Here is a 26,042-nt window from a genome sequence, read left to right as displayed (position 1 = left end):
CTGTTCGGAGTATTATGAGGCTTCTGCCGTTTTCAACGGAGATATCAGGAGCCTCAGTGCATGGATGACAACAAAAACCAATCTTGGCATCGCCCCATTTGGGATGACAACGGTCAATTTTACTACGAGTTAATTTCTCAACCGAAAGAAAATAATCACCTGGCGATATGCCTCGTGCCGCCCGAAAAAGTGATCCCGGTAATATTTATTCCGGGTGTAATGGGATCAAACCTAAAAAACCAACAGAGCGAAGTCTGGCAGTTTAGTGCCTCGTCGCTTAAAAAATGGACGCTAGCCAGCCCGGATAAAAGGAAATTTTTGCTCGATCCGAAGACCACGACAGTTGACGACAGAGGGGCCATTCTTAACGATAGCGTTGACGGAAAAAAATTCCCCTCACGGCGGGATCGCGGATGGGGAAGCGCGTTTTACAAGAGCTACGGGGAGGCGCTCGACCGGCTGCAATACCTGCTCAACGACGACGAAATCCTGATGGATAATTACTTCAGGGAGGCGCAGCTGCAGACGGCACGACAGCGTTTTACCGGCGTCAGAATCGGTGACGAACCGGCAGAACAGGTGCTGACAGAAGTAGAAACGGCCCACAGTCACCGATTTTTATACCCACTGCACTTTTTTGGTTACAACTGGCTACAGTCCAATGCGGACTCAGCGATGCTGCTGGGCGCGTATATCAGCAAAGTGCTGGGTGATTATCACGGCCGTCTCGCGGTGAACAAAGTCATTCTGATCACCCACTCGATGGGCGGGCTGGTTGCCCGGCACTACTCAGAAAACATGAATGGACAGGAAAATATTCTGGGGATGGTGCACGGCGTGATGCCGGACCTCGGCTCGCCAGCGGCGTACCGTCGCATGAAAACCGGTGAGCGCGGCGTGACCGGGATGATTATCGGCGACAGCGCAGAAAAGCTGATGCCGGTGCTGGCACAGTCCTCCGGACCGCTACAACTTCTACCGGGCAGTGCTTATGGTCCGGGCTGGCTGAAAATAGAGGGGAACGGCCCCCGCCAGTCCCTGCCGGTGGATGACCCGTATGAGGAAATTTACCTGAATAAAACCGCCTGGTGGCGGCTGTGTGAGCAGGATTTATTGTTGGGGAATACTAACAGTGAATGGGAGGCTTTTGTTTATCGGATCAAGAAGCCAGTGAAAGAGTTTATTGAAAAATTGGATGGCAAATATCACCCGCAGACCTGGCTGTTTTACGGCGCGAGTGCGGACAATAAGTCTGACGCGTTTCTGACATGGAAAGAGAAGATCCCTCTGCGCGTTAAAGAAGCGCAGAGAGTCTGGAAGGATGCCGGAAAGCATCTTGAGCTGTCCCCGTTAAGAACCCATGAGCTGATTTCCGCCGGGACACCCGGCGACGGCACAGTGCCTGTCTCGGCGATCCGTACCTCATCCCCTCGTATTCATGGGGTGCTGGCGACTAATGTTGATCATGAAGGTGCTTATGCGGTTGCCCCCGTGGATCGCTCCCGTTCGGTTTACAGCGACCTGTCAGACGCCCTGGTGTTCACGGTCCGCTCGGTGGTGAAAATCGTGCAGCAGGTACCGGCCCCATGAAAAAATTCCCGCTTGAGCTGCTTATCCCGCTGGCTTTAGTGTTGCTGGCGACAGGATTCTATATTTACAACTATGTGACGTTTGTGCATACGCCACCGGCGTTAACGGACAAGGAAAAACGTATGGTCGATACTCTGTTTACCACCACGAAAGCCCAGTGTATGGGGCGCTACGTGTTTGAGGTTCCTGCCTCTTTTGAAAATACCCTGATGGACCGTGCCCAGATTAATGAGGTCAGCATTAGCAGCAAGCGGCTCTACCGGCCGGCGTTTGAGCAGCGTATACGGCTGAGGGAGCAGGAGCTGGAAAAAAGTCATACAGTTGATGCTATGGATCAGCCTTTTCTCAAGCAGGTGTATCGAGTCAGTGAAAATGCGGTGATATTTGACCGTAATAGAAACGGAAGTGAGGGCGGATATGGTCGCACTCTGGAGGGGCACCTGTATGTTGGCGGGGTAGCGTTTATGCTCACCCAGGATATTATCGATTTATCTGATCCTAAATATCAAAAAGATAAGGAGGATTTCATCAATGCCGGCGTAAGAATAAGTTCTCTTAACACCAAGCCTCAGAAGCTGGCGGAGTTACAGGACTTAATGTCCCGTCTGAGCGGGCGAAAAGACAATGAAATTCCGACGCAGCCAGGAACCTGTATTTCAGAAGGATTTATTCGCGACGGGAGCGGGACGCCGAAGGAAGATATTACCTTTGTCTATCCGCATAATTCGGTCTTTTCTTTTGTTGTCTGGAGTAATAACGCATTAAAAGAAAGTTCCACCATGATGGAGCGAAGCGGTGAAATTCAGTCTTATCTGAATCAAGTTAATGCCCGAACGCTGCGTAAGGGTAAAACGCAGATAGCCGGTTTCGATGCCAGCGAATGGCTGGCCACTGCTCCATCAGAACAATCACCCGATATCGCGTCAGCACAGTTATTGTTTACCGCTATAGCTAATGAGAAAACGGCGGACTTCAGGCATCCCAATCTTGATCTGACATTGAGTAATCATGCACTTTCTCCACCGACTTATAGTGATTCTGAACTTTTGGAAATATGGGATCGTATCATCCGTTCCTTTCGCATCAGGAATAATGCGTTCTAAGGAAAACATTCTGGCAACCAGATGATGAGCGGGAAGAGGATTAACAAGGTCAGAATCGCGCCGCTACAAATCGCGTAGCGGCGCAATGTATTGCGCTGGTTTTACATCACGACAGCAAACTGAACGCAATCATGCCAACAATCGCGCCGGTGGTGCCCAGAATGGTTTCCATCAGCGTCCATGTCTTCAGCGTTTCGGCTTCGGTGGCGCCGGTAAAGCGGCCAAACAGCCAGAAACCGGCATCATTCACGTGACTGATAATGATCGAGCCACCGCCGATACAGATCGACAGCGCGGCCAGCTGCGCGCCGCTGTAGTGCAGCGGTTCTATCACCGGCATCACTAAACCGACGGTGGTTAAACACGCCACGGTGGCCGAACCCTGAATCACGCGAATCGCGCCAGAAAGGATGAAGCACGCCAGCGCAATCGGCATACCTGCGCCGGTCAACGCATGCCCTAAAACCGGGCCAACGCCCGAATCCACCAGCACCTGCTTAAACACGCCGCCCGCACCAATCACCAGCAGAATAATGCCCGCCGGTTGCAGCGCGCTGCCGCACACCTGCATCACCTTCTCTTTATCCATGCCCTGACGATAAGCCAGGCCATAAATCGCCACCAGACAGGCCAGCAAAATCGCGGTGAACGGATGGCCGATAAACTCCAGCCACTCATACAGATGGGAACCCGGCGTAGTGAAGCGTGCGCCGATGGTTTTCAGGCCCACCAGCAGCAGCGGGAACAGAATCAGCGCCAGACTAAAGCCAAACGACGGCAGTTTGCCCTCTTCCACTTCCGGCTGATGATCTTCCGGCGGTGCGCTAAAGCTGACGTGCTGCGCAATAAAGCTGCCAAACAGCGGACCTGCAATCAGCATGCCCGGAATCGCGGCGCACAGGCCCAGCAGAATCATCCAGCCAAAATCGGCGTGCATCTGCGCAGCCAGCAGCATCGGTGCCGGTCCCGGCAACAGAAACGCGGCAGAAGCCGCAACGCCGGCAAACAGCGGGATCACCAGCTTAACCAAATTACCTTGGGTACGACGCGCTACGGCGAACGCAATGCTGATCAGCAACACTACCGCCACTTCAAAGAACAGCGGCAATGCACAGATCAATCCGGCGACGCCCATCGCATAGTGCGCGCGGCTTTCACCAAAGGTTTTCAACATGCGGATGGCAATCTGATCGACGGCGCCGGTTTCATGCAGGATCTTGCCGAACATCGCGCCCAACGCCACCACAATGGCGAGAAAGCCGAGCGTTCCGCCCATGCCTTTTTCCATGGTTTCAGCGATTTTATCGAGCGGCATGCCGGAGAACAGACCGGCACCAATGGAGACTAACATCAGGGCAACAAAGGCGTGCATACGCGCTTTCATCACCAAAAACAGCAGCAGCAGGACAGAGCCTGCTGCGGTTAACACTAGCGTTGCGGTACTCATGACTAACCCTTGTTGATTGCACCCTCAATGGTCGCAACCGTGGCCGCAACTACCTCATCCAGTGAATGATTGATATCAACCACCAGTACATCGGGCTCATCCGCGCCGGGTTCCTGCAGCGTGGCGAACTGCGTCACCAGCATCTGCGGTTTGAAGAAGTGACCTTTACGCGCTTTCAGGCGGGATTCAATGGTTTCGAAATCGCCCTGCAGATAGATAAATTTCAGGTTCTCGTTGCCCTGACGCAGGATATCGCGATAGGACTTTTTCAGCGCCGAACAGACGATGATGGAGATCTCCTGCGTGCGCTGCATGGCAAATGCCGCATCATTCAGCGCCTGCAGCCACGGCTGGCGATCTGTGTCATCCAGCGGATGACCATCGGCCATTTTCATGATGTTGCTGCGCGGATGGAGGAAATCCCCATCGAGGAACGCGGTGTTTAACTGGTAAGAGACCTGATTGGCGACGGCAGATTTTCCGCTGCCGGAAACGCCCATCAGGATAAAGACGTGGTGCGATGGAGATGGCGTAGTCATTGTTTTGCGCTCCGGCAGTGAATTCTGCCCAATGTTACCGATAACAAATCGAGTTGCCATTGTCAGAGCCCACTGAAAGGCTGGCAACCCTTCTCAGGCGGAAAAGCACGAAAGTGTGAACTGACTCAAAAAATCGCCAAAATCAGATGCTGTCACCTTCGGAGATTTCAAAGCCAACATCCAGCGGTTGCGTCATCGTGCGATCGCCACCAATCCGCGCCAGCAGCATCGCTGCCGATTCGCGTCCCATACGCTCGCGCGGCGTTAACACCGTGGCCAGGCGCGGATTGACCACTTGCGTGATGTCGTGCCCGTGAAAACCAGCAATTGCCATCTGCTCCGGCACACGCAATCCCTGACGCTGACACTCAAACATCGCGCCCACCGCCAGGTCATCGTTGGTACAAAATAGGCTGTCGGTTTCGGGATAACGCTTTTGCGCTTCACACAGCAGTTGCGCGCCGGCGCTGAACGAAGAGGCATCCTCCATCATCACGCTGTGTGACGTGAGCCCCGCTTCGCGCATCGCTTTTTCGTAGCCCTGCTGCTTCTGCAAGGTACGTTCATCAAGGCGCGCGCCGAGATAGACGGTGTGGCGATGGCCTTTTTTCAGAATAGCATGCGTCATCTGGCGCGCGGCTTCGACGTTATCGAAGCCCACCGCCATATCGAGGCACGGCGTTACCGAATCCATCATCTCAATCACTGGAATGCCCGCCACTTCCAGCATGCGCAGCGTGCCTGGCGTATGGGTACGCTCGGTGAGGATTATGCCATCAATGTTCCAGCCGAGCAGCGAGCGCAGCTGTAGCTCCTCTTTCTGCGCGTTATAGCCAAAGTGCGCCACCAGCGTTTGATAACCCGCTTCGTCGGTGACGGCTTCGATCCCGCGCAAGACGTCGGCGAAAACCTGGTTAGTCAGCGAAGGCAGCAGCACGCCGATGGCGCGGCTGGTGGCGTTGGAGAGCATGTCGGGTGCGCGATTGGGGATGTAACCGAGCTCATCCAGCGCCACGGCAATCTTATCGCGCAGCGCTACCGAGACCTGATCTGGGTTGCGCAGGTAGCGGCTGACGGTCATTTTTGTGATGCCGACGCGATCGGCAACGTCCTGTAATACCGGTCTTTTCTTCTTCATCTTATGCGCCTGAGATCAGAGATAAACCGAGTTTATCATTTTTTTGTCAGGTGCAGGTTTTGCGGGCCCCCTCCTCAGGCAGAACTAACGAGAATGGTCTTGTAGCCAAGCAGAGAAGGAACAAAGAGCATCGGCAGTCCTGCACAGTAGACTAAATGACGAAAAAAAGGACCATTATGACGGACCATTCCTCTACACCAGCCAAACGCCCAATTGAGCGTTTTCTCAATACCGTTGAGTGGCTAGGAAACTTATTACCGCATCCGATTACGCTCTTCGCGTTGTTTGCATTGTTCATCATCGTCGCCTCCGCGATTGCCGCCGCCTTCGGCGTCAGCGTGATCGATCCGCGCCCGGTAGGTGCGGCGGGCCGCGCACCAGATGGCGTGATTCACGTGGTTAGCCTGATGAGTGCCGAAGGCTTGCAGCGCATCGTCAGCCATCTGGTCACCAACTTCACCGGTTTTGCGCCGCTCGGCACCGTGCTGGTTGCGCTGCTCGGCGTGGGGATTGCCGAGCATTCAGGGCTGCTCTCTGCCGCGATGCGCGCGCTGGTGTTCAACGCACCGAAAAAGCTCATCACCTTCACCATCGTGTTCGCAGGTATCGTATCCAATACCGCTTCCGAACTGGGTTATGTGGTGCTGATTCCGTTGGCGGCGATGATTTTCCACTCGCTGGGCCGTCACCCATTAGCGGGCCTGGCGGCGGCGTTTGCCGGCGTTTCCGGCGGCTACAGCGCCAACTTGCTGCTCGGCACCATTGATCCGCTGCTGTCTGGCATCACCCAAAGCGCCGCACAGATTATCGATCCTAACTACCATGTTGGCCCGGAAGTGAACTGGTACTTCATGTTTGTCAGTACCTTCGTGATCTCCATTCTTGGCACCTGGATTACCAACAGCATCGTCGAACCTAAGCTTGGCAAATATCACGACGGCGAAGGCGAGGCGGTGCGTGGCGATATGGGCGCGCTATCGGCAGAAGAACGTCGCGCGCTGAAAGGCGCAGGCTGGGCGGTTCTCGGTGTTACGCTGCTGCTGATTCTGACCGTAATTCCAGGCTATGGGGTGTTGCTCAACCCGAAAACCGGCACGCTGGCGGGCTCGCCGTTCCTGAAAGGCATTGTGGTGTTTATCTTTGTTTTCTTCGCCATCCCCGGCATGGTTTATGGCCGCATGATTGGCAATATGCGCAACGATCGCGACGTGATCAACGCCATGTCTGCCAGCATGAGCAGCATGGGCATGTATATCGTACTGGTGTTCTTTGCCGCGCAGTTCGTGGCGTTCTTTAACTGGAGCAACTTCGGCACCGTGGTGGCGGTGAAAGGCGCCAATTTGCTGGCATCACTGGATATGGGCGCGCCGCTGCTGTTTGTCTGTTTCATCATGATCTGCGGCTTTATCAACCTAATGATTGGCTCCGCCTCGGCGCAATGGGCGGTGACCGCACCGATTTTCGTACCGATGCTGATGCTGGTCGGCTTTGCGCCGGAAGTGATTCAGGCGGCTTATCGCATAGGGGATTCGGTGACCAACGTGATAACGCCGATGATGAGTTACTTTGGACTGATTATGGCGGTGGCGGCGCGCTATCGTCGCGATATGGGCATCGGTACGCTGGTGGCGATGATGTTGCCGTATTCGGTGGTATTTATGATTGGCTGGACACTGCTGTTTGTACTGTGGGTGTTTGTCTTCAACCTGCCGGTCGGGCCCGGTGCAGCAACCTGGTACACCCTGTAAAAGGCAAAAAAAAGCCAGCACCCGAGCTGGCTAAATAATACCTGGAAGCAATGTGAGCAATGTCGTGCTTACCCGGTTGTCAGGAGACGTTTCCGAGCTCGCATGACAATAATAATCATTATCATTCGCGTCTGTAAAGTATTTTTGCGGATTATTTTGCGTTGACGAACGATGTGAATTCCTTGATGTTAAAGGGGATTTATTCCATTTTGCACAAGGAGCGCTCTATGAGTCAGATCGTCATTCGTCACGCCATTCCCGAAGATGCCGCCGCTTTAACGCGCATGTACAGCCAGCCTGAACCGCAGGCCAGCACGCTGCATCTGCCGTTTCAATCCCCGACGCTGTGGCAGGAACGCCTCAGCAATCCGCGGCCGGGTGTGCAGATGCTAGTGGCGTGTATTGACGATCAGATTGCCGGGCAACTCACCCTTGAAGTGCTGTCAGTGGCGCGCCGTCGTCATGCGGCGACGTTTGGCATGGGCGTCGATTCTGCCTTTCATCGGCGCGGCGTCGGTAAAGCGCTGATGTCAGCGATGATCGATTTGTGCGACAACTGGCTGCAGGTGACGCGCATTGAGCTGACGGTGTTCGCCGATAATCATAAAGCGCTTGGCTTGTATCAGCAGTTTGGCTTTGAGATTGAAGGCACCGCGCGTCGACACGCAATGCGCGACGGCGAAATGGTGGATACGCATTACATGGCGCGCTTGAAAGGTTGATGTGAATGCACAGCTGCCTTGTAGGGTGCGCATTAATGCGCACCTGGAAACCAGGTCGCCATGAATGGCGACCCTACAAGTGATTAATAACCTGCGCTCAAATCATCCACCGAGCGCGGATCCGATGCGCCATAGCGCGTGCCATCCGGCCCAATCATAATGCTTTGCGTGCTGCCCATCGCCGGCATCACTTTCACATGCTGGCCTTTGGCTTCCAGCAGGCGCAGCGTATCCGGGCTGAAACCTTTCTCCACGCGCAGCTGATCCGGCAACCATTGATGATGGAAGCGCGGTGCGTTGGTCGCTTCCGCTACGTTCATACCAAAATCGATGCTGTTCACCACCATTTGTAGCACGGTGGTGATAATGCGGCTGCCGCCCGGGCTGCCGGTCACCAGCCAGGTTTTACCGTCTTTAGCCACGATGGTGGGCGACATCGATGACAGCGGTCGTTTGGCCGGTTGCACCGCATTCGCCTCACCGCCCACTAAGCCGTATACGTTGGGCGTGCCCGGTTTGGCCGAGAAATCATCCATTTCATTATTCATCAAGATGCCGCTTTGTCCGGCGACAATGCCGCTACCGAAATAGGTATTCAGCGTGTAGGTCACCGCCACCGCGTTGCCATCTTTATCCACCACCGAGAAGTGCGTGGTTTGATTACTTTCATACGGCGCCAGTTTGCCCGGTTTGATCTCGCTGGATGGACGCGCTTTGTTGACGTCAATCTGCTGCGCCAGGGTTTTGGCGTAGGCTTTGCTGGTCAGCGCCTGCTGCGGCACTTTGACGAAGTCAGGATCGCCAAGGTATTCCGAACGGTCGGCATACGCGTATTTTTCCGCTTCTGCCATCACCTGCATGGCATCGGCGCTGCCAAAGCCAAACTTCGCGAGGTCGAAGTTTTCCAGAATATTGAGGATTTGCACAATGTGAATCCCGCCGGACGATGGCGGCGGCATGGAGAACACTTCGTAGCCGCGATAGGTGCCGCTCACCGGTTTGCGTTCTACCGCGCGATAAGCCGCCAGATCCGGCTTGCCGATCAGTCCGCCGTGCTGTGCCATTTCACCGGCAATTTCATCAGCGATTTTGCCTTTATAGAACGCATCCGGACCTTGCTGGGCAATCAGCTGCAGGCTGTGTGCGAGGTTTTTCTGCACCAGACGTTCGCCCTTCTGGTACGGCTTACCGTCAGCTTTGTAGAAAATCGCGCGGCTGTTGTCGTGGTTGATCAACGTCTCTTTGCCGTAAGTGGCGAGATCGTCGGCCAGCGCATCGTTCACCACAATGCCGTCACGCGCCAGTTTAATGGCGGGCGCCAGTAATTTGCTCAGCGGCAAGGTACCGTATTTCTGTGCCGCCAGCGCAAAACCGGCCACGGTGCCTGGCGTGCCTGAGGCTAAGTGAGAAGTGAGTGACAACTTACTGTCGGCGTTGCCCTGCTTATCAAGGAACATATCGCGTGACGCGCGCGCCGGTGCCATTTCGCGGAAGTCGATGGCGGTGGTGCGTCCGGATGCAGTACGCAGCAGCATAAAGCCCCCGCCGCCGAGGTTACCGGCCTGCGGATGCGTCACCGCCAGCGCGAAACCGACCGCAACGGCTGCATCCACAGCATTACCGCCCTGCTTAAGAATATCGACGCCAACTTCTGTCGCCATCGCGTCCACCGATGCCACCATGCCATGTTTGGCTTTTACCGGGTGAAAGGTATCGCTATCAACGCCATACGAAACCGGCGGCGCGTTGGCGGGCGCAGCTTGTGCGCCCTGCACCACGGTAAAACTCATCAATAATGCCCAGCCGAACTGCCGCACGTTGCCCTGTATCCTCATCTGCCACCATCCTTTTAAAGTTATTTATACCCTTCATACTTCAAGGTGCAGATGCGTTGGCTGCTCTCGTTCACCCGAATCACTTACTTATGTAAGCTCATCGGGACTCTCTCGTTTGCCGCCTTCCTGCGCCTTGAATTATTTTGGGTATCCATTTGTTATTTATTGATGCAAGTGTTTGCAAACACGGTAAAAAGCGTAGCAGTAAGCTAAATTCGGCGCACTCCTGGATCATAGGTTTGTGATATCGCATAAACTTATGGCTGCAGCGCGTGTTGCCGCATTGGCAGCATCAGCACACAGCAGGCTGCATGAATGGAGGAAGACCATGAACAAATGGCTAATTGTGATCGCAGCATTGCTGCCGTTAAGCAGCATGGCAAATACGTTGAACAGCACCAACGACCCGAACAAACCCGGCTATAACCCGAGCCAGCAGCGGATGCAGTCGCAGATGCAGAGTCAGCAGCAACAGCAGAAGCTCAAGTTGCAGCAGAGTCAGCAGCAGCAAAGTCAGGATGTACAGCGCAAGGTGCAGGAACAGCGGGATAGCGCCCAGCAGCGCGTGATTCAGTCGCAGCCGGGCCAGCAACAGCAGCAGAACTAACGGAAGTCGGGCCCGATAATATCGATGCGATCGGTGCAGATGGCATCGACGCCCCAACCTAACAGCTCGCGCGCCCGCGCGGGCTGATTCACGGTATACACCAGAATATGCAGACCGGCCGCTTTTAGCTGCGCGGTGCGTTCGGCGTCGAGTAATTTGTGGTTCAGGTGGATCGACACGCAATCCAGACGCGAAGTCAGCGCCTGCCAATCGTCGTGCCATTCATCCAGCAGCAAACCACGCGGCAGTTCAGGTGCCGCTTCCATTGCCGCCTCCAGCGCAGCGTAAGAGAATGAAGAGAGCAGCGGCGCGGTTTGTCCTTGCCACAGTTCGCGTGCGGCCAGCGCCACATTGCGTCCGGTTTCCACATCCTGCCCAGTGGTGGGTTTGATCTCGATATTCGCCATCATCTGATGCTGGCGGCAACGCTCGGCCACTTCGCTCAGCAGCGCCAGCGGTTCGCCTTCATAATCGCGGCTAAACCAGCCGCCGGCATCCAGCTGCGACAGCTTATGCCACGACAGCGCGCCCGCCACGCCCCAACCGTTGCTGGTGCGATCCAGCGTGTCGTCGTGCAGCAGGAAAATCTGCTTATCTTCCGATAGCTTGGCATCAAACTCGATCATGGTGTGACCGTGCTGCGCACCGACATCAATCGCCGCGAGGGTATTTTCCGGGGCCAGTTTGCCGCCGCCGCGATGCGCGACAATGTGCGGATAAGGCCAGTTATGTTGACTCATTCCAGACGCTTTCCATAGGTTGAATCGAAAAAGTGTAACGCATCTGACGGCAGATGCAGCCACAAGGTGCTGCCCGCCTGCGGGCGCTCGCTGTGCGGCAAACGCACCACCATGCGCGCATTACCGATGCGGCCGTGCGCCAGATTATCCGCGCCGAGCATCTCCAGCGTCTCCACCAGCAGCGGAATGCCGCCCGCGTCGCGGCTGCTGAGCTTGATGTGCTCAGGACGAATGCCGAGCGTCAGCGGACGATTGGCCCATTTGGCTTTGCTTTCACCCAGCAGCAAGCTGTTGAGCGCATCCAGCGTGAAACGCGTGCCATCGCTGCTGATTTGTCCCGGCAGCAAATTCATGGCGGGCGCGCCGATAAACGAGGCCACAAATTGGCTGGCTGGACGCTCATACACTTCCACCGGCGTGCCCACCTGCTCCACCACCCCTTTGTTCATGACCATTACGCGTTGCGCCAGCGTCATCGCTTCCACCTGATCGTGCGTCACGTAAATGCTGGTGGTTTTCAGGCGACGATGCAGCTGTTGCAGCTCAAGGCGCATCTGCACGCGCAAGCGCGCATCCAGATTCGACAGCGGCTCATCAAACAGGAAGACCGCCGGTTCACGCACGATGGCGCGCCCCATTGCCACACGCTGACGCTGTCCGCCCGACAGCTCGCGTGGACGGCGATGCAGCAGATGATCCAGCTCGAGGCTGCGTGCCGCTTCCATTACGCGTTGATCGATCTGCACTTTGCCCATGCCGCGAATTTTCAGGCCATACGCCATGTTTTCGCCCACCGTCATATGCGGATAGAGCGCGTAGTTCTGGAACACCATGGCGATGCCGCGATCTTTCGGTTCCATGTTGGTGACGCGTTTGTCGTCGATATAGATATCGCCCGACGATACGCGCTCAAGGCCCGCCACCATGCGCAGCAGCGTCGATTTACCGCAGCCGGAAGGGCCGACCATCACCATAAATTCGCCATCGTTAATGGTGATATTCAGTGGCTGAATGATCTGATTTTTGCCGTCATACGATTTGGTCACGGTCTGAAGGGTTACGCCTGCCATTTATTTATCACTCTCTACCAGGCCACGCACAAACGCACGTTGCATCACGAGTACCACCACCACCGGTGGAATCAGGGTTAATAACATTGCCGCCATCACTTCATTCCACTGCGTCGGCCCGCCGCTGCTGTTGATCATGCTTTTCACTCCGGCGACGGCGGTGCTGAGACTGGTATCGTTGATGATCAGCAGCGGCCACAGATACTGGTTCCAGCCGTAGATGAAGGTGATCACGAACAGCGCGGCGAGATTGGTTTTGGACAGCGGTAACACGATGTCCCAGAAGAAGCGCATCGGGCTGGCACCGTCGATACGCGCCGCTTCAATCAGCTCGTCCGGCAGCGACATAAAGAACTGACGGAACAGGAAAGTGGCGGTAGCCGACGCCATCAGCGGCAGCGTTAAACCGCTGTAGCTGTCGAGCATATTCAGCGTCGAGATCACTTCCACCGTCGGGAAAATACGCACTTCCACCGGCAGCATTAGGGTGATGAAAATCAGCCAGAAAAACAGCGAGCGCAGCGGGAAGCGGAACCACACCAGCGCGAAGGCGGAGAGCATCGAGACGCTGATTTTGCCGATGGTGATGCCGAGCGCCATCAGCAGGCTGTTGAGCATCATCATGCCAAACGCCGGACCGCTGCCATTCACGCCGTGCGTCCAGATACGCGAGATGTTCTCCCACAAATGCGTGCCCGGCAGCAGCGTCATCGGCACCTGATACACCGCCTCGTTATCCAGCGTTGCCGCGACAAAAGCGATGTAGAGCGGGAACAGAATGGTCAGCACGCCCAACACCAGCAAGGTATGGCTGAAGATGTCCAGCCCGCGTCGATTCTCAATCATTGGTATTGCACCTTACGCTCGACAAAGCGGAATTGCAGGATAGTCAGGCCAATCACCAGCAGCATCAGCACCACCGATTGCGCGGCGGAGGAAGAGAGATCCAGCCCGGTGAAGCCTTCGCGATAGATTTTGTAGATCAGCGTGGTGGTGGCCTGCACCGGACCCCCGCCGGTGGCGGCATCGATCACCGGGAAGGTATCGAAGAAGGCGTACACCAGATTGACCACCAGCAGGAAAAAGCTCACCGGCGTGATCAGCGGCAGGGACAAATTGAAGAAGCGACGCACCGGACCGGCGCCATCGATCGCCGCCGCTTCCACCAGCGATTTGGGAATCGACTGCAGCGCGGCGAAGAAAAACAGGAAGTTGTAGCTCATTTGCTGCCAGATCGACGCCAATACAATCAGGAACATCGCCTGACCGCTGTTTTGCGCGTAGTTCCAGTTGTAGCCCATTTGGTTCAGCAGATGGCTAAACAAACCGAGGCCCGGATTAAACAGGAACATCCACAACACCGCCGCCACCACTGGCGCGACCGCGTACGGCAGCAGCAGCAAGGTTTGGTAGAGCTTGCGCAGGCGAATTACGTAATCGACCAGCGCCGCCAGCAGCAGGGAGAAGGTCATGCCGCAAATCGTCACCAGCGCACTGAACTCAATGGTGGTCCAGAAGGAGGCCAGATAGTATTCGTCGCTGAACAGTCGCTTGAAGTTCGCCAGCCCAACGAAGGTGCTGGAGATGCCAAAAGGATCAATGCTTTGCAGTGAATACCACAAGGCTTCACCGGCTGGCCACAGGAAGAAGATGGCCGTAATCACCAGTTGCGGCAGCAGCAGCAAATAGGGCAGAAAACGGGAGCGAAATACCGGGCGCGATGAGGACATAGCAGGCTCAATCAAAGAAGAAAATCGGGGCGAACGCCAGGCATCCGCCCCGAGATAACAGCGTTACTTCACTTGCTGCTCAAAACGGCGCAGCAGTTCGTTACCGCGTTTCACAGCGTTATCCAGCGCAGCTTGCGGCGCCTGTTTGCCGGTCCACACACCTTCCAGCTCTTCGTCCACGATGGTACGAATCTGCGGCATGTTGCCCAGACGCATGCCTTTGGTGAACGGCAGCGGATCTTTGTTCAGCATCTGACGCGTCGCGATGTCTGCGCCTGGGTTCTTGTCATAGAAGCCCTGTTGCTTGGTCAGCTCGTACGCGGCAGTGGTGATCGGTAGGTAACCGGTTTTCTGGTGCCATTCAGCAGCGATTTCTGGCTGGGCGAGGAACTTCATGAATTCCGCCGCGCCTTTGTAGGTGTTGGCATCTTTGCCTTTCATCACCCACAGGCTCGCGCCGCCAATGATGGCGTTCTGCGGTGCGTTCGGTACGGTTTCATCGTACGGCATCATGCCCACGCCGAAGTTGAATTTGGCGTAGTGTTTGATGTCGGCCAGCGAACCGGAAGACGCGGTGGTGATGCCGCAATCGCCGTTATAGAACTTGGCGGTAGATTCATCTTTGCGACCGAAGTAGGTGAAATCACCCTTCTTGTTCATCGCTTCCAGCATTTCGATGTGGCGCACCTGCACCGGCTTGTTGAATTCCAGCACCGCATCGGTACCGTCAAAGCCGTTGTTTTTGGTGGCGACCGGCAGCGCATGCCAGGCGCTGAAGTTTTCAATCTGAATCCAGCCCTGCCAGCCGCTGGCGTAACCACAGGTCAGGCCCGCTTTACGCAGCGCTTCGGCGTCTTTCGCCAGCTCCTGCCAGGTTTTTGGTGGCTGATCCGGGTTCAAACCGGCTTTCTTGAACGCGTCTTTGTTGTAGTACAGCACCGGCGTGGAGCTGTTGAACGGCTGAGAGATCAGCTGGCCTTTGCTGTCGCTGTAGTAACCGGCAACGGCTGGCACGAACTGCTTCGGATCCATCTGCACGCCAGCGTCTTTAAACACCTGGTTGACCGGGACGATAGCTTTTGACGCCATCATGGTCGCCGTACCGACTTCATACACCTGCAGCAGCGCAGGCGCTTTACCGGCACGCACCGCCGCGATACCCGCCGCTAAGCTCTGCTCGTAGTTGCCTTTGTAAGTCGGAACGATTTTGTAATCGGGATGAGCCTGGTTAAAACGTTGTGCCAGAGAATCAACTTCTTTGCCTAACTCGCCTTCCATTGAGTGCCAGAAAGGGATCTCAGTTGCAGCCAGCGCATTACCGCTGAGCGCCAGACCGAGTACGACACTCATCAGGCGGGGACGAAGCGTAAAAGCGGACATAAGGTTTTTCCTGTGCTGTTAAGTACGCGCGAATTCGCGCATTTTTTAGTTCGCGACGTAACATGACACGGGGAAATGACGGATTAATAACAGGTTTATGACGGCGGTGTGACAGGTGGGTTGGGAGTGCTGGCTGGTACGTGCTGGCTGCTCTTTCGTACGTGCAGGCTGTCCCCCTCCTCGGTCCTCCCCCATTAATGGGGGAGGAAGATGCTGCCACATGTCAGTGTTGAAGCTGCATGTGGCAGCGTCTCCTTCCCCCGCTTGCGGGGGAAGGCCGGGATGGGGGACAGCGAGCACTAACTTACGCGCCTAAATAAGCACTCCGCACCGCTTCGTTGGACAGCAACGCTTCGCCGCTATCCTCCAGCACTACATGACCGTTTTCGAGCACATAACCCCGATCCGCCAGCTTCAGCGCCTGGTTGGCGTTCTGCTCGACGAGGAAGATGGTCATGCCCTCTTTACGCAACTGCTCAATGGTATCGAAGATCTGCTGGATGATAATCGGCGCCAAACCCAGCGACGGCTCATCCAGCAGCAGCAAGCGCGGCTGGCTCATCAACGCGCGACCAATCGCCAGCATCTGCTGCTCACCGCCGGACATGGTCCCCGCGCGCTGCGCTTTACGTTCTGCAAGGCGAGAGAACAGCTGATAAACGCGGTCGATACGCTCCAGATACTGCTGACGCGTGGCGAAGAAGCCGCCCATCGCCAGATTCTCTTCCACCGTCATGCGCGAAAACACGCGACGACCTTCCGGCACGATCGCAATCGCTTCACGCATGATTTTCGCGGTTTGCCAGTCGGTGATCTCTTTACCATCAAAGGTGATAGTGCCGCTGGTGGCGCGCGGTTCGCCGCACAAAGTGCCGAGCAGCGTGGTTTTACCCGCGCCGTTGGCACCGATCAGCGTGACGATCTCACCCTGATTGATGTGCAGATTAATGTTGTGCAGCGCCTGAATCGGACCGTAATGGGCGCTGACACTCTGCAAAGTTAAAATCGGGTTTGCCATGTTACGCCTCACCTAAATAAGCACGGATCACATCCGGATTGTTACGCACCTGTTCCGGCGTGCCGTTAGCCAGCGGCGTTCCCTGGTTCACCACGTAAATGCGGTCAGAAATGCCCATCACCAGCTTCATATCGTGTTCAATCAGCAGCACGGAAACCTTGTGCTCACCGCGCAGTTCGGCGATCAGCTCATCGAGCTCGTGCGTTTCACGCGGGTTAAGACCGGCCGCCGGTTCATCCAGCATCAGGATTTCCGGGCGCGTCACCATGCAGCGCGCAATCTCCAGACGACGCTGCTGACCATAAGCAAGGTTACCCGCCTGCCGGTTCGCCAAATCCAGCAGACCGATGCGGTCCAGCCAGGTGGCTGCGCGATCCAGTGCTTCGCTCTCACCGCGACGGAAAGCCGGGGTTTTGAACAGCCCAGAGAACACGCCGCTTTTCAGGTGCTGATGTTGTGCCACCAGCAGGTTTTCAATCACCGTCATTTCACGGAACAGACGTACGTGCTGGAAAGTCCGCACGATGCCCATGCGCGCGATTTTCTGCCCTGGCAAACCTTGCAGCTGCTGATCGCGCAGTTTGATGGTGCCGCCGGTCGGTTTGTAAAAACCGGTCAGGCAGTTGAACACCGTAGTTTTACCGGCACCGTTCGGGCCGATCAGTGAAACAATTTCCTGTGGATGCAGCTCAAGCGCCACATTGTTGACGGCTAACAGGCCGCCGAAGCGCATCATCAGGCCTTCAACGGCTAATAAAGGCTGACTCATGCCTGCTCTCCTTGTTTACTGCTTTTCAACTTCAGATGCGGACGCTTCATCGGCAGCAGACCTTGTGGGCGCCAGATCATCATCAGCACCATCAAACCGCCGAGCACCAGCATGCTGTATTCGTTCAAATCACGCATCAGCTCGCGCGATACCACCAACAGAATCGCCGCAAGGATCACCGCCAGCTGCGAGCCCATGCCGCCCAACACCACAATCGCCAGCACAAAGGCCGACTCGACGAAAGTGAAGGATTCCGGGCTGACGAAGCCCTGACGCGCCGCAAACAGCGTGCCTGCAAAACCGGCGAACACCGCGCTGATGGTAAATGCCGTCAGCTTGATGCGCGTCGGGCTCAGGCCGAGCGAACGGCAGGCGATCTCATCTTCGCGCAGCGCTTCCCATGCACGGCCCAACGGCATACGCAGCAAACGGTTGATAACAAACAGCGTCAGCACCACCAGCAGCAGCGCCACCAGATAAAGGAAAATCACGCGGTCGCTGGGATCGTATTTCAAGCCAAAGAAGTCATGGAAAGTGCTCCAGCCGCCTTCGCTGACGCGACGACCAAACTCCAGACCAAACAGGCTTGGCTTGGGAATCTGCGCAATGCCGTTCGGTCCGCCGGTAATCGCGGTGTTATTCAGCAGCAGGATACGCACGATTTCACCGAAACCTAGCGTGACGATCGCCAGATAGTCACCGCGCAGGCGCAGTACCGGGAAGCCAAGCAGCAAACCAAACGCACCGGCGACTAAACCAGCCAGCGGCAGGCTTTCCCAGAAACCAAAGCCGTAATAGTGATTCAGCAAGGCGAAGGTGTAAGCGCCGATGGCATAAAAACCGCCGTAGCCCAGCACCAGCAGACCAGATAAACCCACCACCACGTTCAGCCCGAGACCGAGCATCACGTAGATCAGCGTCAGCGTGGCGATATCCACGCTGCCGCGCGAGACCAGAAACGGCCAGATGACCGCGGCGGCAATCACCAGTGCCATCAACAGCTTCTGCTTTGGCGTCGATCCATCAAAGCCCGGCAGGACAAAACCTTTGCCGCTGCGCTTGAATTTACCCTGCACCAGCGGACGCAGCAGCTGGAAGACAAATACCACCGCACAACCAATGAAAATCCAGTTCCAGCGCACCGCGCCCGCGTTGGCGACCACCAGTTTGGTGCCGTCCAGATCGAGGCGCACGCCCATAAAGAAGGTGGCGAGAATCAGCAACATCACCGTGGAGATCACGGCGTTGACCAAACCGAGGCGTTTCATACTTTCTCCACCTCCGGACGGCCAAGAATCCCGGTTGGCATCACCAGCAGCACCACGATCAGCAGCGCGAAGGAGACCACATCTTTATATTCGGTCGAGAGATACGCTGAGGTCAGCGCTTCCGCAATACCCAGCACTAGGCCGCCAATCATCGCGCCAGGAATACTGCCGATGCCGCCCAATACTGCGGCAGTGAAGGCTTTCATCCCGGCCATAAAGCCGATGAACGGGTTAATCGAGCCGTAGAATTGACCGAGCAATACGCCCGCCACCGCCGCCATCGCCGCACCAATGATAAAGGTGAGAGAGATAACGCGGTCGGTATTGATGCCCAGCAGGCTGGCCATTTTCAGGTCTTCTGCGCAGGCGCGGCAGGCGCGGCCCATGCGCGAATAACGGATAAACAGCGTCAGCGCCAGCATCGACAGGAAGGTCACCACCCAAATCACCAGTTGCATGGTGGAGAGCGTGGCAGCAAAGCCGTTGCTCTCGCCCAGCGTCCACTGGCCGGTGATCAGGCTTGGCAGCGCGAGATCGCGCGAGCCTTGCGTCAGGCTGACGTAGTTCTGCAGGAAGATCGACATACCGATCGCGGAGATCAGCGCGATCAGGCGTTTGGACGATCGCACCGGCTTGTACGCCACGCGTTCGATGCTCCAGCCATAGGCGCTGGAGATGATCACCGCCATCACGAAACCGGCGGCGATCATCAGCCACGAGGTGTCGATGCCCATCATCATCAGGGCGGCAATCACGATAAAGGAGACATAGCTACCGATCATGTACACCTCGCCGTGGGCGAAGTTGATCATGCCGATAATGCCGTAAACCATGGTGTAACCGATGGCGATCAGCGCGTAGGTGCTCCCGAGGGTAACCCCGTTGAACATCTGCTGAATGAAATAGAGAAACTGCTCGGACATAGTGAGGACCTGCTCTGGAGCTAAATAATTCCCCCTCCCGCGCGCGGGAGAGGGAATTTGGGGGGATTACTTAACTGCGGTAGAAGAGCCGTCTTTGTGCCATTTGAAGACACCAAATTCGAAGCCCTTCAGATCGCCTTTCTCATCCCAGTTCAGGTTGCCCATCACGGTTGGAACGGCAGCACCTGCTTTCAGGTTCTTAGCAATCGCATCGGGCTCATCGCTCTTGCTGCGCTCAATACCGGCCACCAGCGACTGAATCGCCGCGTAGGTGGTCCAGACGAACGGACCGGTTGGATCTTTGCGATTCGACGCGGTGTTGGCTTTGATCGCATCAACAATCGCTTTGTTCTCTGGCAGCTGGTCGTAGCGCTTCGGCAGCGTTACGAACAGGCCTTCAGACGCATCACCGGCGATGTTAGACAGAGAAGCGTTGCCCACGCCTTCCGGGCCCATGAAGCCGGCATTCAGGCCTGCGGATTTTGCCTGACGCAGAATCTGGCCCAGCTCCGGGTAGTAACCGCCGTAGTAAACAAAATCGACGTTCTCTTTCTTCAGGCGCGCAATCAGCGTGGAGAAGTCTTTATCACCGGCGGTGATACCTTCAAACAGCACCACGTTGCCGCCTTTGGCTTTCAGGGTTTTCTGCACGGATTCCGCCAGACCCTGACCATATTGCTGCTTGTCATGCACCACGGCGATGCGTTTTGGTTTGATGTGGTCGAGGATGTAGGTCGCCGCCGTTGGGCCCTGATCGGAATCCAGACCGGTAGTACGCAGCACGTCAGCATAGCCACGCGCAGTCAGTTCTGGCGCGGTCGCGGCTGGGGTGATCATCAGCACGCCTTCGTCGTTATAGATGTCTGAAGCAGGCTGAGTAGAGGAGGAGCAAAGATGGCCGATAACGTATTTAATGCCGTCGTTAACCACTTTGTTGGCAACCGCAACCGCTTGTTTCGGGTCACAGGCATCGTCATATTCCACGCCAACCAGTTTGTCACCGTTAACGCCGCCTTTAGCATTGATGTCCTTAATCGCTTGCGCGGCACCGGTAAACTGCATGTCACCGTACTGCGCGACCGGACCGGTTGATGCGCCGACGATGGCAATTTTAATGTCTTTTGCCAGCGCCGCATGGCTCATCGCCAGGGCAACGCAGCCCGCCAGTAATGCGCGTCCTTTACTCATTTTCATGCGAACTTCCCCATCTGTTGTGTCGTGTTTGTTGTGATTGTTTATTTTCTGCCAGTCAAAGAGGAAAACTCATTTTGCAATAATGGGTTAGCACGCTTTTCTGGCATTTATAGGTAATAAGGCTTTATTTTTCAGGTTATTAAACAGGAACTTTCTTCTGTAAATCAACTGACATATTCAGAATTGGCTGTGTGGATCAGCAGAATCGTCTGGTTGTTATGGCCGATTTTTCAGCAGGATACCAGCGCGTTATGCTGGCTTTTTTGGCTAACATTGATGGCTTACTCCACAATCCTGGCAAACTGGCTGGCATTTGACCTATTTTCATCAGAAAAAAGTGACAGCGCTCTGACTGTCTAAATTCGCTACACTATCGCCTTTGCACTAGTACAGGTATTAGGTATGAAGCTGACAATCCAGCGCTTAGCATCGTTAACCGCTCAGGATCGTATCGATTTAGCTAAAGTCTGGCCGGAAATCGATATTGTGCAACTGGAAGCGCAACTCAGCGACACGCAGCGTCTGTATGCGGCGCGTTTTAATGACAGATTGCTGGCGGCGCTGCAGCTGACCCTCAGCGGCACGCAGGGGAAAATCACTCATTTCAACGTGCGTGAAGTCACGCGTCGACGCGGTGTGGGACAATACTTGCTGGAAGAGACGATGGCGCAGAACAGCGCGTTAGCCGATTGGTGGATTGCCGATGACGGCGATGCCGATCAGGGCGTGCGTGCGGCGTTTATGCAGGCTTGTGGTTTTCGTGCGCAGGCTGAGGGTTGGGTGCGCTGAAAGGATTTCGTGCGGTTGGTGAAACGGTGCGCATAAATGCGCACCCTACAAAACCCGCGCCGTTCGTAGGGTCGCCATTCATGGCGACCGATTCGCGCGCAATAAAAAGGGCGACTTAAAAGTCGCCCCATTTTTCCACCCGATCGTTATCAGGCTTCAATCGCCACTCGCAGTTTCTTCATGGCGTTCTTTTCCAACTGACGCACGCGCTCTGCAGAGACGCCGTATTTATCGGCCAGCTCCTGCAGCGTGGTTTTGTTGTCATCGTCCAGCCAACGGGCGCGGATAATATCCTGACTACGCTCGTCGAGGCTCAGCATCGCATCGCTCAGCTTATCAGCCGCATGTGCATCCCAGTTGTCCTCTTCGATGCCATCGGCAAAGTCAGAGGTTTTATCCTGCAGATACAGCACGGGCGCCATTGATTTGCCTTCGCCCGCTTCGTCATCAGACGACATGTCGAAAGTCATATCCTGCGCGGCCATGCGCGATTCCATTTCCAGCACGTCTTTGCTGCTCACGCCCAGCTCGCGTGCGACCATTTCCACTTCGTCCTGGTTGAACCAACCGAGACGCTGTTTGCTTTTACGCAGGTTAAAGAACAGCTTACGCTGAGCTTTGGTGGTCGCGACTTTCACAATACGCCAGTTACGCAGCACGTATTCGTGAATCTCTGCTTTAATCCAGTGCACGGCAAATGACACCAGACGCACGCCGACTTCAGGGTTGAAGCGACGCACCGCCTTCATCAGGCCGATGTTACCTTCCTGAATCAGGTCTGCCTGCGGCAAGCCGTAACCGGAGTAGTTACGAGCAATATGAACAACAAAGCGCAGGTGAGACAGGATCAGCGTCTTAGCTGCATCCAGATCGCCCTGGTAATGCAGCCGCTCAGCCAATGCTTTTTCCTCTTCTGCCGTCAGCACCGGCCAGTTGTTGGCAGCCCGGACGTAAGATTCCAGGTTACCCAGAGGAGCAATCGCTAAAGTTTGCATTTCTTTGGTCATTCAAACCCTCACAAATTCAATGGACTTGCCGCACGGTATTTTGCGCAGACGCTACATTATGTCAACGTCACGAGAAAACCAGAAGCAATCTGTGCTACTTGGACGACAAAGTTATCCACAAGTTCAATTATAGCAGTGAATATTTTACACACAGATGACGGCGGGGAAAATAGGAGGATTCCTCTGCTCCCAGGTCGTCGGCAGCAGAGGAAGAGTATATCAAAAAACGTTGCTTTTGGTTACTGCGGCGTAAAACGGCGTAAATGTTGTACCGTTGCTAGCCAGGCAGCAATCCAGCCGATGATGGCGGCGATCAACAATAACAGCAGCCCTTCATCCCAGGAAAAACCTTCCAGCACAAAGGTGGTACCGAATACTGTTGCCACTTGCGCCACCACCGATTGCAGGCGCAACACCAGCACTTCGGAGAGCAGCAGCGAGAGAACCGCGCCACCAAATCCTAACAGCGCACCGCCGTACAGGAAGGGACGCAGGATAAAGCCGTCGGTGGCACCAATCAACTTCTGCACGTTAATGGTATCGCGCCGCGCAAAGATGCTGAGCCGCACGCTGTTGCCGATCACCAGGAACACCGCGACCACCATCAGCAGGCCAATCATTGAGGCAATCTGCCCCACCAGCCCGGTTAAGGCCGCTAAACGCGCGAACCAGCTGTCATCCATGCGCACTTCATCAACGCCCTGCACTTTCGCGACGCGATCGCGCAGATTCGCCATGGTGTCCGAATTCTGGAAATTGAGTTTCGGCGTGATGATGGCCACCGCCGGCAGCGGATTCTGCTCCAGCATGTCCATCGAACCACCAAAACCAGACCAGTTACGGAACTCATTCAGTGCTTCTTCGCGAGTCAGGTAATTGACGTTATCCACGCCGTCGAGCTGCTTGAGCTGTGCAGTAACGTTCTCCGCCGCAGTGTCATCCAACGCTTTATCCAGATACACCGTTAACTGTGGCGCGGGATACCACTGCGTCGCCGCCTGGCTGACGTTCTTCCACACCATGTAGCACACGCTTGGCAGCGTCAGGGAAATGGCAATCACCATCACCGTCAGCAGCGTTGCCAGCGGCTGACGCCACATATCCGACAGCGTGCCGCGCAGCGCATAGCGCCACTGCTCCTGCCAGCCGCCTTTCAGCGCCTTGCTTTTAGAGGGCTGCTTCGCTTTCGGCGCAGGTGCGCGCTTGTTGCGTTTATTGACCATCGTGGCCTCCGTGCAGACGTCCCTGATTGAGCGTCATCACGCGATAATTCCGGCGTGCAATCAGCCCGACATCGTGCGTTGCCATTAATACCGTGACGCCAACGCGGTTGAACTCTTCAAACAGGCGCAGGATGTCTTCCGACAGCGCGTTGTCGAGGTTACCGGTAGGTTCATCCGCCAGCAGCACCGCAGGCTTGTTCACCACCGCGCGGGCAATGCCGACACGCTGTTGTTCACCGCCAGAGAGCTGAATCGGATAGCTTTTCGCTTTGTCGAGCAGGCCGACTTTATCCAGCGCGGCCGACACGCGCCGACGAATATCTTCGCCGCTGGCACCGGAAATAATCAGCGGGATCGCCACGTTGTCGTAGACCGAACGATCCATCAACAAATGGTGATCCTGGAAAATCATGCCGATCTGACGTCGCAGGAAAGGCACTTCGCTGTGACGCAGACGCGAAATATCGTGGCCGCTAAACCAGATCTGCCCGGCGCTCGGGCGCTCAATGCCACAAATCAGCTTCAGTAAGGTACTTTTCCCCGCACCGGAATGGCCGGTCAGGAACGCCATTTCGCCGGGACGCAGATGGAAATCCACTCCCTGCAGCGCCTGACGTCCTCCCAGGTAAGCTTTACTGACCTCTTCAAAGCGAATCATCCCAATCATTCCTCTCGGGCAAACAGTGCCTCAATAAAGTCTGCGGCCTTAAACGGCCGTAAATCCTCGATGCCTTCCCCAACACCGATATAACGAATCGGAATGCCGAACTGATCGGCAACCGAGAAGATCACGCCGCCTTTGGCGGTGCCATCCAGTTTCGTCAGGGTGATGCCGGTCAGGCCCACCGCTTCATGGAACAGTTTGGCCTGGCTGATGGCGTTTTGCCCGGTGCTGGCGTCGAGCGTCAGCATCACTTCATGCGGCGCATCTTCATCCAGCTTCTTCATCACGCGGGTAATTTTCTTCAGCTCTTCCATCAGGTGCGATTTGTTTTGCAGGCGACCGGCGGTATCGGCGATCAGTACATCCACATTGCGCGACTTGGCGGCCTGAATGGCGTCAAAAATCACCGAGGCAGAATCGGCGCCGGTGTGCTGCGCCACCACAGGAATGTTGTTGCGCTGGCCCCAAACCTGCAGCTGCTCAACGGCGGCGGCACGGAAGGTATCACCCGCTGCCAGCATCACCGATTTGCCCTGCGCCTGATACTGACGCGCCAGCTTACCGATGGTGGTGGTTTTACCCACGCCGTTGACGCCCACCATCAGGATGACGAAGGGCGTTTTGCCACCCACTTCCAGCGGCTGATCCACTTTTTCCAAAATACCGGACATTTCAGCTTTCAGCAGGCCATACAGCGCTTCCGCATCGCGCAGCTGCTTGCGGTTGGCCTGTTGTGTCAGATTGGTGATGATGCGGCGCGTGGTTTCAACGCCAACGTCGGCAATCAGCAGCTGCTCTTCCAGCTCTTCAAACAAATCATCATCAATTTTCTTACCACGGAACAGGCTGATAAAGCCCGAACCGAGGTTTTCACGGGTTTTGACCAGGCTGCGTTTCAGACGGGCGAAAAAGCCCTCTTTGGTAGGACGTTCCTGCTCCTGCGCAATTATCGGCGCAGCGGCCAGCGGCAGATCGCTCACGGTATCCTGCGTAGCTTCGGCTAGCTCGGCATCTTCCGCATAGGTTTCCGCTAACGCCAGCGCTTCCAGTTCTTCATCGGTTAAAGGCGCTTCTTCATCCCGTTCTGGCTCATCAAGCGCCAGCTCTTCCCGCTGCGGCTCTTCTTCGATTGGTGCCACATCCGGCTGCGTTATCTCTTCCGGCAGCACGTCTTCAACGATGGCGGTAACCGGTTCAGGTTCCTGCGGCTCGATAACCGGCGCTTCAATCAGTTCCGCTTCAACCTGCTGCTGTTCCGCCACCTGTTCGGTGACGGCGACGGTTTCGACAGCCTGCGCTTCGGCACGATCGAGCGCACTCTCTTCAACGGCAGGCTCAGCGACCACCTCGGTGGTTTGCTGCTGCTCTTCAGCAGGTTGTTGCGTCTCTTCTTCTTTGCCAAAGCCTAACCAGGAAAAAAAGCCGCGTTTTTTCTCTTTTGCCATTGTGTGACCCTACTCCTCGATGGCTTATTCCCGGTAGCACGCTTGTTCCCAGGGGATAAAATATTCAATTTTAAGCGGGTGAGCGGCGTAAAA

24 protein-coding genes are annotated in these 26,042 nt (G+C 55.8%); 6 read left to right on the top strand and 18 right to left on the bottom strand.

Going from position 1 to position 26,042, the window contains the following annotated elements; translation table 11 throughout:
- Positions 1-60 precede the first annotated feature (60 nt).
- A complete protein-coding gene (locus NQH49_RS01615) occupies positions 61-1,590 on the top strand; it encodes a Tle4 family T6SS lipase effector (RefSeq protein WP_256698141.1) in 1,530 nt (509 codons plus the stop codon).
- Positions 1,587-2,693, top strand: a complete 1,107-nt coding sequence (locus NQH49_RS01610; protein ID WP_256698140.1) for a Tli4 family immunity protein — start codon at positions 1,587-1,589, stop codon at positions 2,691-2,693. The genes NQH49_RS01615 and NQH49_RS01610 overlap by 4 nt, the downstream gene beginning before the upstream one ends.
- Before the next feature lie 106 nt (positions 2,694-2,799).
- Here the strand turns inward: NQH49_RS01610 and gntU are convergent, their stop codons facing one another.
- The 3 genes from gntU to gntR form a co-directional block, all read right to left on the bottom strand.
- Complete coding sequence (gene gntU / locus NQH49_RS01605) at positions 2,800-4,140, bottom strand: gluconate transporter (protein ID WP_256698138.1); 1,341 nt, start codon at positions 4,138-4,140, stop codon at positions 2,800-2,802.
- 2 nt (positions 4,141-4,142) lie between these two features.
- On the bottom strand, positions 4,143-4,679 hold the full coding sequence (gntK, locus tag NQH49_RS01600) for a gluconokinase (protein ID WP_256698137.1): 537 nt from the start codon (positions 4,677-4,679) through the stop codon (positions 4,143-4,145).
- Between the two features lie 142 nt (positions 4,680-4,821).
- Entirely contained in the window at positions 4,822-5,817 is a 996-nt protein-coding gene (gene gntR, locus NQH49_RS01595) for a gluconate operon transcriptional repressor GntR (protein WP_256698136.1), read from the bottom strand.
- 176 nt (positions 5,818-5,993) lie between these two features.
- Between gntR and NQH49_RS01590 the strand changes: the two genes are divergently transcribed.
- Together NQH49_RS01590 and NQH49_RS01585 are read left to right on the top strand one after the other, a co-directional pair.
- Complete coding sequence (locus NQH49_RS01590) at positions 5,994-7,565, top strand: AbgT family transporter (protein WP_256698135.1); 1,572 nt, start codon at positions 5,994-5,996, stop codon at positions 7,563-7,565.
- A 227-nt stretch (positions 7,566-7,792) separates the two neighbouring features.
- On the top strand, positions 7,793-8,287 hold the full coding sequence (locus NQH49_RS01585; RefSeq protein WP_256698134.1) for a GNAT family N-acetyltransferase: 495 nt from the start codon (positions 7,793-7,795) through the stop codon (positions 8,285-8,287).
- 83 nt (positions 8,288-8,370) lie between these two features.
- On the opposite strand, the gene ggt is transcribed toward NQH49_RS01585, so the two are convergent.
- A complete protein-coding gene (gene ggt / locus NQH49_RS01580) occupies positions 8,371-10,122 on the bottom strand; it encodes a gamma-glutamyltransferase (protein ID WP_061718397.1) in 1,752 nt (583 codons plus the stop codon).
- A gap of 328 nt (positions 10,123-10,450) precedes the next feature.
- Between ggt and NQH49_RS01575 the strand changes: the two genes are divergently transcribed.
- Entirely contained in the window at positions 10,451-10,729 is a 279-nt protein-coding gene (locus NQH49_RS01575) for a DUF2756 domain-containing protein (RefSeq protein ID WP_256698133.1), read from the top strand.
- On the opposite strand, the gene ugpQ is transcribed toward NQH49_RS01575, so the two are convergent.
- The 10 genes from ugpQ to NQH49_RS01525 all read right to left on the bottom strand — a co-directional run bounded on the left by ugpQ (position 10,726) and on the right by NQH49_RS01525 (position 20,821).
- Positions 10,726-11,469 carry a glycerophosphodiester phosphodiesterase gene (gene ugpQ / locus NQH49_RS01570; protein WP_154154766.1) on the bottom strand — a complete coding sequence of 248 codons (744 nt, stop codon included), beginning with the start codon at positions 11,467-11,469 and terminating at the stop codon, positions 10,726-10,728. The genes NQH49_RS01575 and ugpQ overlap by 4 nt on opposite strands.
- The gene (locus tag NQH49_RS01565; protein ID WP_256698132.1) at positions 11,466-12,539 is read right to left on the bottom strand and encodes a sn-glycerol-3-phosphate import ATP-binding protein UgpC; all 1,074 of its coding nucleotides are present in this window, start codon (positions 12,537-12,539) and stop codon (positions 11,466-11,468) included. Before NQH49_RS01565 ends, ugpQ begins: the two co-directional genes overlap by 4 nt.
- Positions 12,540-13,385 carry a sn-glycerol-3-phosphate ABC transporter permease UgpE gene (gene ugpE, locus NQH49_RS01560; RefSeq protein ID WP_256698131.1) on the bottom strand — a complete coding sequence of 282 codons (846 nt, stop codon included), beginning with the start codon at positions 13,383-13,385 and terminating at the stop codon, positions 12,540-12,542.
- Complete coding sequence (gene ugpA / locus NQH49_RS01555; RefSeq protein WP_008109906.1) at positions 13,382-14,269, bottom strand: sn-glycerol-3-phosphate ABC transporter permease UgpA; 888 nt, start codon at positions 14,267-14,269, stop codon at positions 13,382-13,384. Before ugpA ends, ugpE begins: the two co-directional genes overlap by 4 nt.
- Positions 14,270-14,332: 63 nt before the next feature.
- Complete coding sequence (gene ugpB / locus NQH49_RS01550) at positions 14,333-15,649, bottom strand: sn-glycerol-3-phosphate ABC transporter substrate-binding protein UgpB (protein WP_256698130.1); 1,317 nt, start codon at positions 15,647-15,649, stop codon at positions 14,333-14,335.
- A 304-nt stretch (positions 15,650-15,953) separates the two neighbouring features.
- Positions 15,954-16,667: a high-affinity branched-chain amino acid ABC transporter ATP-binding protein LivF gene (gene livF / locus NQH49_RS01545; RefSeq protein ID WP_256698129.1), complete on the bottom strand. Its 714-nt coding sequence runs from the start codon at positions 16,665-16,667 to the stop codon at positions 15,954-15,956.
- Between the two features lies 1 nt (position 16,668).
- On the bottom strand, positions 16,669-17,436 hold the full coding sequence (gene livG, locus NQH49_RS01540; RefSeq protein ID WP_008109900.1) for a high-affinity branched-chain amino acid ABC transporter ATP-binding protein LivG: 768 nt from the start codon (positions 17,434-17,436) through the stop codon (positions 16,669-16,671).
- Entirely contained in the window at positions 17,433-18,704 is a 1,272-nt protein-coding gene (locus NQH49_RS01535) for a high-affinity branched-chain amino acid ABC transporter permease LivM (protein WP_061718402.1), read from the bottom strand. Before NQH49_RS01535 ends, livG begins: the two co-directional genes overlap by 4 nt.
- A complete protein-coding gene (gene livH / locus NQH49_RS01530; RefSeq protein ID WP_008109897.1) occupies positions 18,701-19,627 on the bottom strand; it encodes a high-affinity branched-chain amino acid ABC transporter permease LivH in 927 nt (308 codons plus the stop codon). The genes NQH49_RS01535 and livH overlap by 4 nt, the downstream gene beginning before the upstream one ends.
- 66 nt (positions 19,628-19,693) lie before the next feature.
- Complete coding sequence (locus tag NQH49_RS01525) at positions 19,694-20,821, bottom strand: branched-chain amino acid ABC transporter substrate-binding protein (RefSeq protein WP_008109896.1); 1,128 nt, start codon at positions 20,819-20,821, stop codon at positions 19,694-19,696.
- A 402-nt stretch (positions 20,822-21,223) separates the two neighbouring features.
- Here NQH49_RS01525 and panM point away from each other — a divergent pair, with 402 nt between their 5' ends.
- Entirely contained in the window at positions 21,224-21,610 is a 387-nt protein-coding gene (gene panM, locus NQH49_RS01520) for an aspartate 1-decarboxylase autocleavage activator PanM (protein WP_256698128.1), read from the top strand.
- A 149-nt stretch (positions 21,611-21,759) separates the two neighbouring features.
- Here panM and rpoH read toward each other — a convergent pair whose 3' ends face one another.
- The 4 genes from rpoH to ftsY form a co-directional block, all read right to left on the bottom strand.
- On the bottom strand, positions 21,760-22,617 hold the full coding sequence (gene rpoH / locus NQH49_RS01515) for an RNA polymerase sigma factor RpoH (protein WP_008109892.1): 858 nt from the start codon (positions 22,615-22,617) through the stop codon (positions 21,760-21,762).
- 239 nt (positions 22,618-22,856) lie between these two features.
- On the bottom strand, positions 22,857-23,840 hold the full coding sequence (gene ftsX, locus NQH49_RS01510) for a permease-like cell division protein FtsX (protein WP_008109891.1): 984 nt from the start codon (positions 23,838-23,840) through the stop codon (positions 22,857-22,859).
- Complete coding sequence (gene ftsE, locus NQH49_RS01505) at positions 23,830-24,498, bottom strand: cell division ATP-binding protein FtsE (RefSeq protein WP_008109888.1); 669 nt, start codon at positions 24,496-24,498, stop codon at positions 23,830-23,832. Before ftsE ends, ftsX begins: the two co-directional genes overlap by 11 nt.
- 5 nt (positions 24,499-24,503) lie before the next feature.
- The gene (gene ftsY / locus NQH49_RS01500) at positions 24,504-25,949 is read right to left on the bottom strand and encodes a signal recognition particle-docking protein FtsY (protein WP_256698127.1); all 1,446 of its coding nucleotides are present in this window, start codon (positions 25,947-25,949) and stop codon (positions 24,504-24,506) included.
- Positions 25,950-26,042 lie beyond the last annotated feature (93 nt).

It is taken from the genome of Pantoea trifolii (genome assembly GCF_024506435.1).
Lineage (GTDB): Bacteria > Pseudomonadota > Gammaproteobacteria > Enterobacterales > Enterobacteriaceae > Pantoea > Pantoea trifolii.
Note: the sequence above shows the minus strand (reverse complement) of the source record. Positions and strands in the feature narration are given on the sequence as shown.

Excerpts from the sequence above, each read along its gene's own strand:
- rpoH (WP_008109892.1), bottom strand. The coding sequence starts at position 22,617 with ATGACCAAAGAAATGCAAACTTTAGCGATTGCTCCTCTGGGTAACCTG.
- NQH49_RS01585 (WP_256698134.1), top strand. The coding sequence starts at position 7,793 with ATGAGTCAGATCGTCATTCGTCACGCCATTCCCGAAGATGCCGCCGCT.
- ugpA (WP_008109906.1), bottom strand. The coding sequence starts at position 14,269 with ATGTCCTCATCGCGCCCGGTATTTCGCTCCCGTTTTCTGCCCTATTTG.
- livH (WP_008109897.1), bottom strand. The coding sequence starts at position 19,627 with ATGTCCGAGCAGTTTCTCTATTTCATTCAGCAGATGTTCAACGGGGTT.
- gntU (WP_256698138.1), bottom strand. The coding sequence starts at position 4,140 with ATGAGTACCGCAACGCTAGTGTTAACCGCAGCAGGCTCTGTCCTGCTG.
- NQH49_RS01610 (WP_256698140.1), top strand. The coding sequence starts at position 1,587 with ATGAAAAAATTCCCGCTTGAGCTGCTTATCCCGCTGGCTTTAGTGTTG.
- NQH49_RS01525 (WP_008109896.1), bottom strand. The coding sequence starts at position 20,821 with ATGAAAATGAGTAAAGGACGCGCATTACTGGCGGGCTGCGTTGCCCTG.
- NQH49_RS01590 (WP_256698135.1), top strand. The coding sequence starts at position 5,994 with ATGACGGACCATTCCTCTACACCAGCCAAACGCCCAATTGAGCGTTTT.
- gntR (WP_256698136.1), bottom strand. The coding sequence starts at position 5,817 with ATGAAGAAGAAAAGACCGGTATTACAGGACGTTGCCGATCGCGTCGGC.
- ggt (WP_061718397.1), bottom strand. The coding sequence starts at position 10,122 with ATGAGGATACAGGGCAACGTGCGGCAGTTCGGCTGGGCATTATTGATG.
- ftsE (WP_008109888.1), bottom strand. The coding sequence starts at position 24,498 with ATGATTCGCTTTGAAGAGGTCAGTAAAGCTTACCTGGGAGGACGTCAG.
- NQH49_RS01575 (WP_256698133.1), top strand. The coding sequence starts at position 10,451 with ATGAACAAATGGCTAATTGTGATCGCAGCATTGCTGCCGTTAAGCAGC.
- NQH49_RS01615 (WP_256698141.1), top strand. The coding sequence starts at position 61 with ATGGATGACAACAAAAACCAATCTTGGCATCGCCCCATTTGGGATGAC.
- gntK (WP_256698137.1), bottom strand. The coding sequence starts at position 4,679 with ATGACTACGCCATCTCCATCGCACCACGTCTTTATCCTGATGGGCGTT.
- ftsY (WP_256698127.1), bottom strand. The coding sequence starts at position 25,949 with ATGGCAAAAGAGAAAAAACGCGGCTTTTTTTCCTGGTTAGGCTTTGGC.
- NQH49_RS01535 (WP_061718402.1), bottom strand. The coding sequence starts at position 18,704 with ATGAAACGCCTCGGTTTGGTCAACGCCGTGATCTCCACGGTGATGTTG.
- ugpE (WP_256698131.1), bottom strand. The coding sequence starts at position 13,385 with ATGATTGAGAATCGACGCGGGCTGGACATCTTCAGCCATACCTTGCTG.
- NQH49_RS01565 (WP_256698132.1), bottom strand. The coding sequence starts at position 12,539 with ATGGCAGGCGTAACCCTTCAGACCGTGACCAAATCGTATGACGGCAAA.
- ugpQ (WP_154154766.1), bottom strand. The coding sequence starts at position 11,469 with ATGAGTCAACATAACTGGCCTTATCCGCACATTGTCGCGCATCGCGGC.
- livF (WP_256698129.1), bottom strand. The coding sequence starts at position 16,667 with ATGGCAAACCCGATTTTAACTTTGCAGAGTGTCAGCGCCCATTACGGT.
- ftsX (WP_008109891.1), bottom strand. The coding sequence starts at position 23,840 with ATGGTCAATAAACGCAACAAGCGCGCACCTGCGCCGAAAGCGAAGCAG.
- ugpB (WP_256698130.1), bottom strand. The coding sequence starts at position 15,649 with ATGTCCGCTTTTACGCTTCGTCCCCGCCTGATGAGTGTCGTACTCGGT.
- panM (WP_256698128.1), top strand. The coding sequence starts at position 21,224 with ATGAAGCTGACAATCCAGCGCTTAGCATCGTTAACCGCTCAGGATCGT.
- livG (WP_008109900.1), bottom strand. The coding sequence starts at position 17,436 with ATGAGTCAGCCTTTATTAGCCGTTGAAGGCCTGATGATGCGCTTCGGC.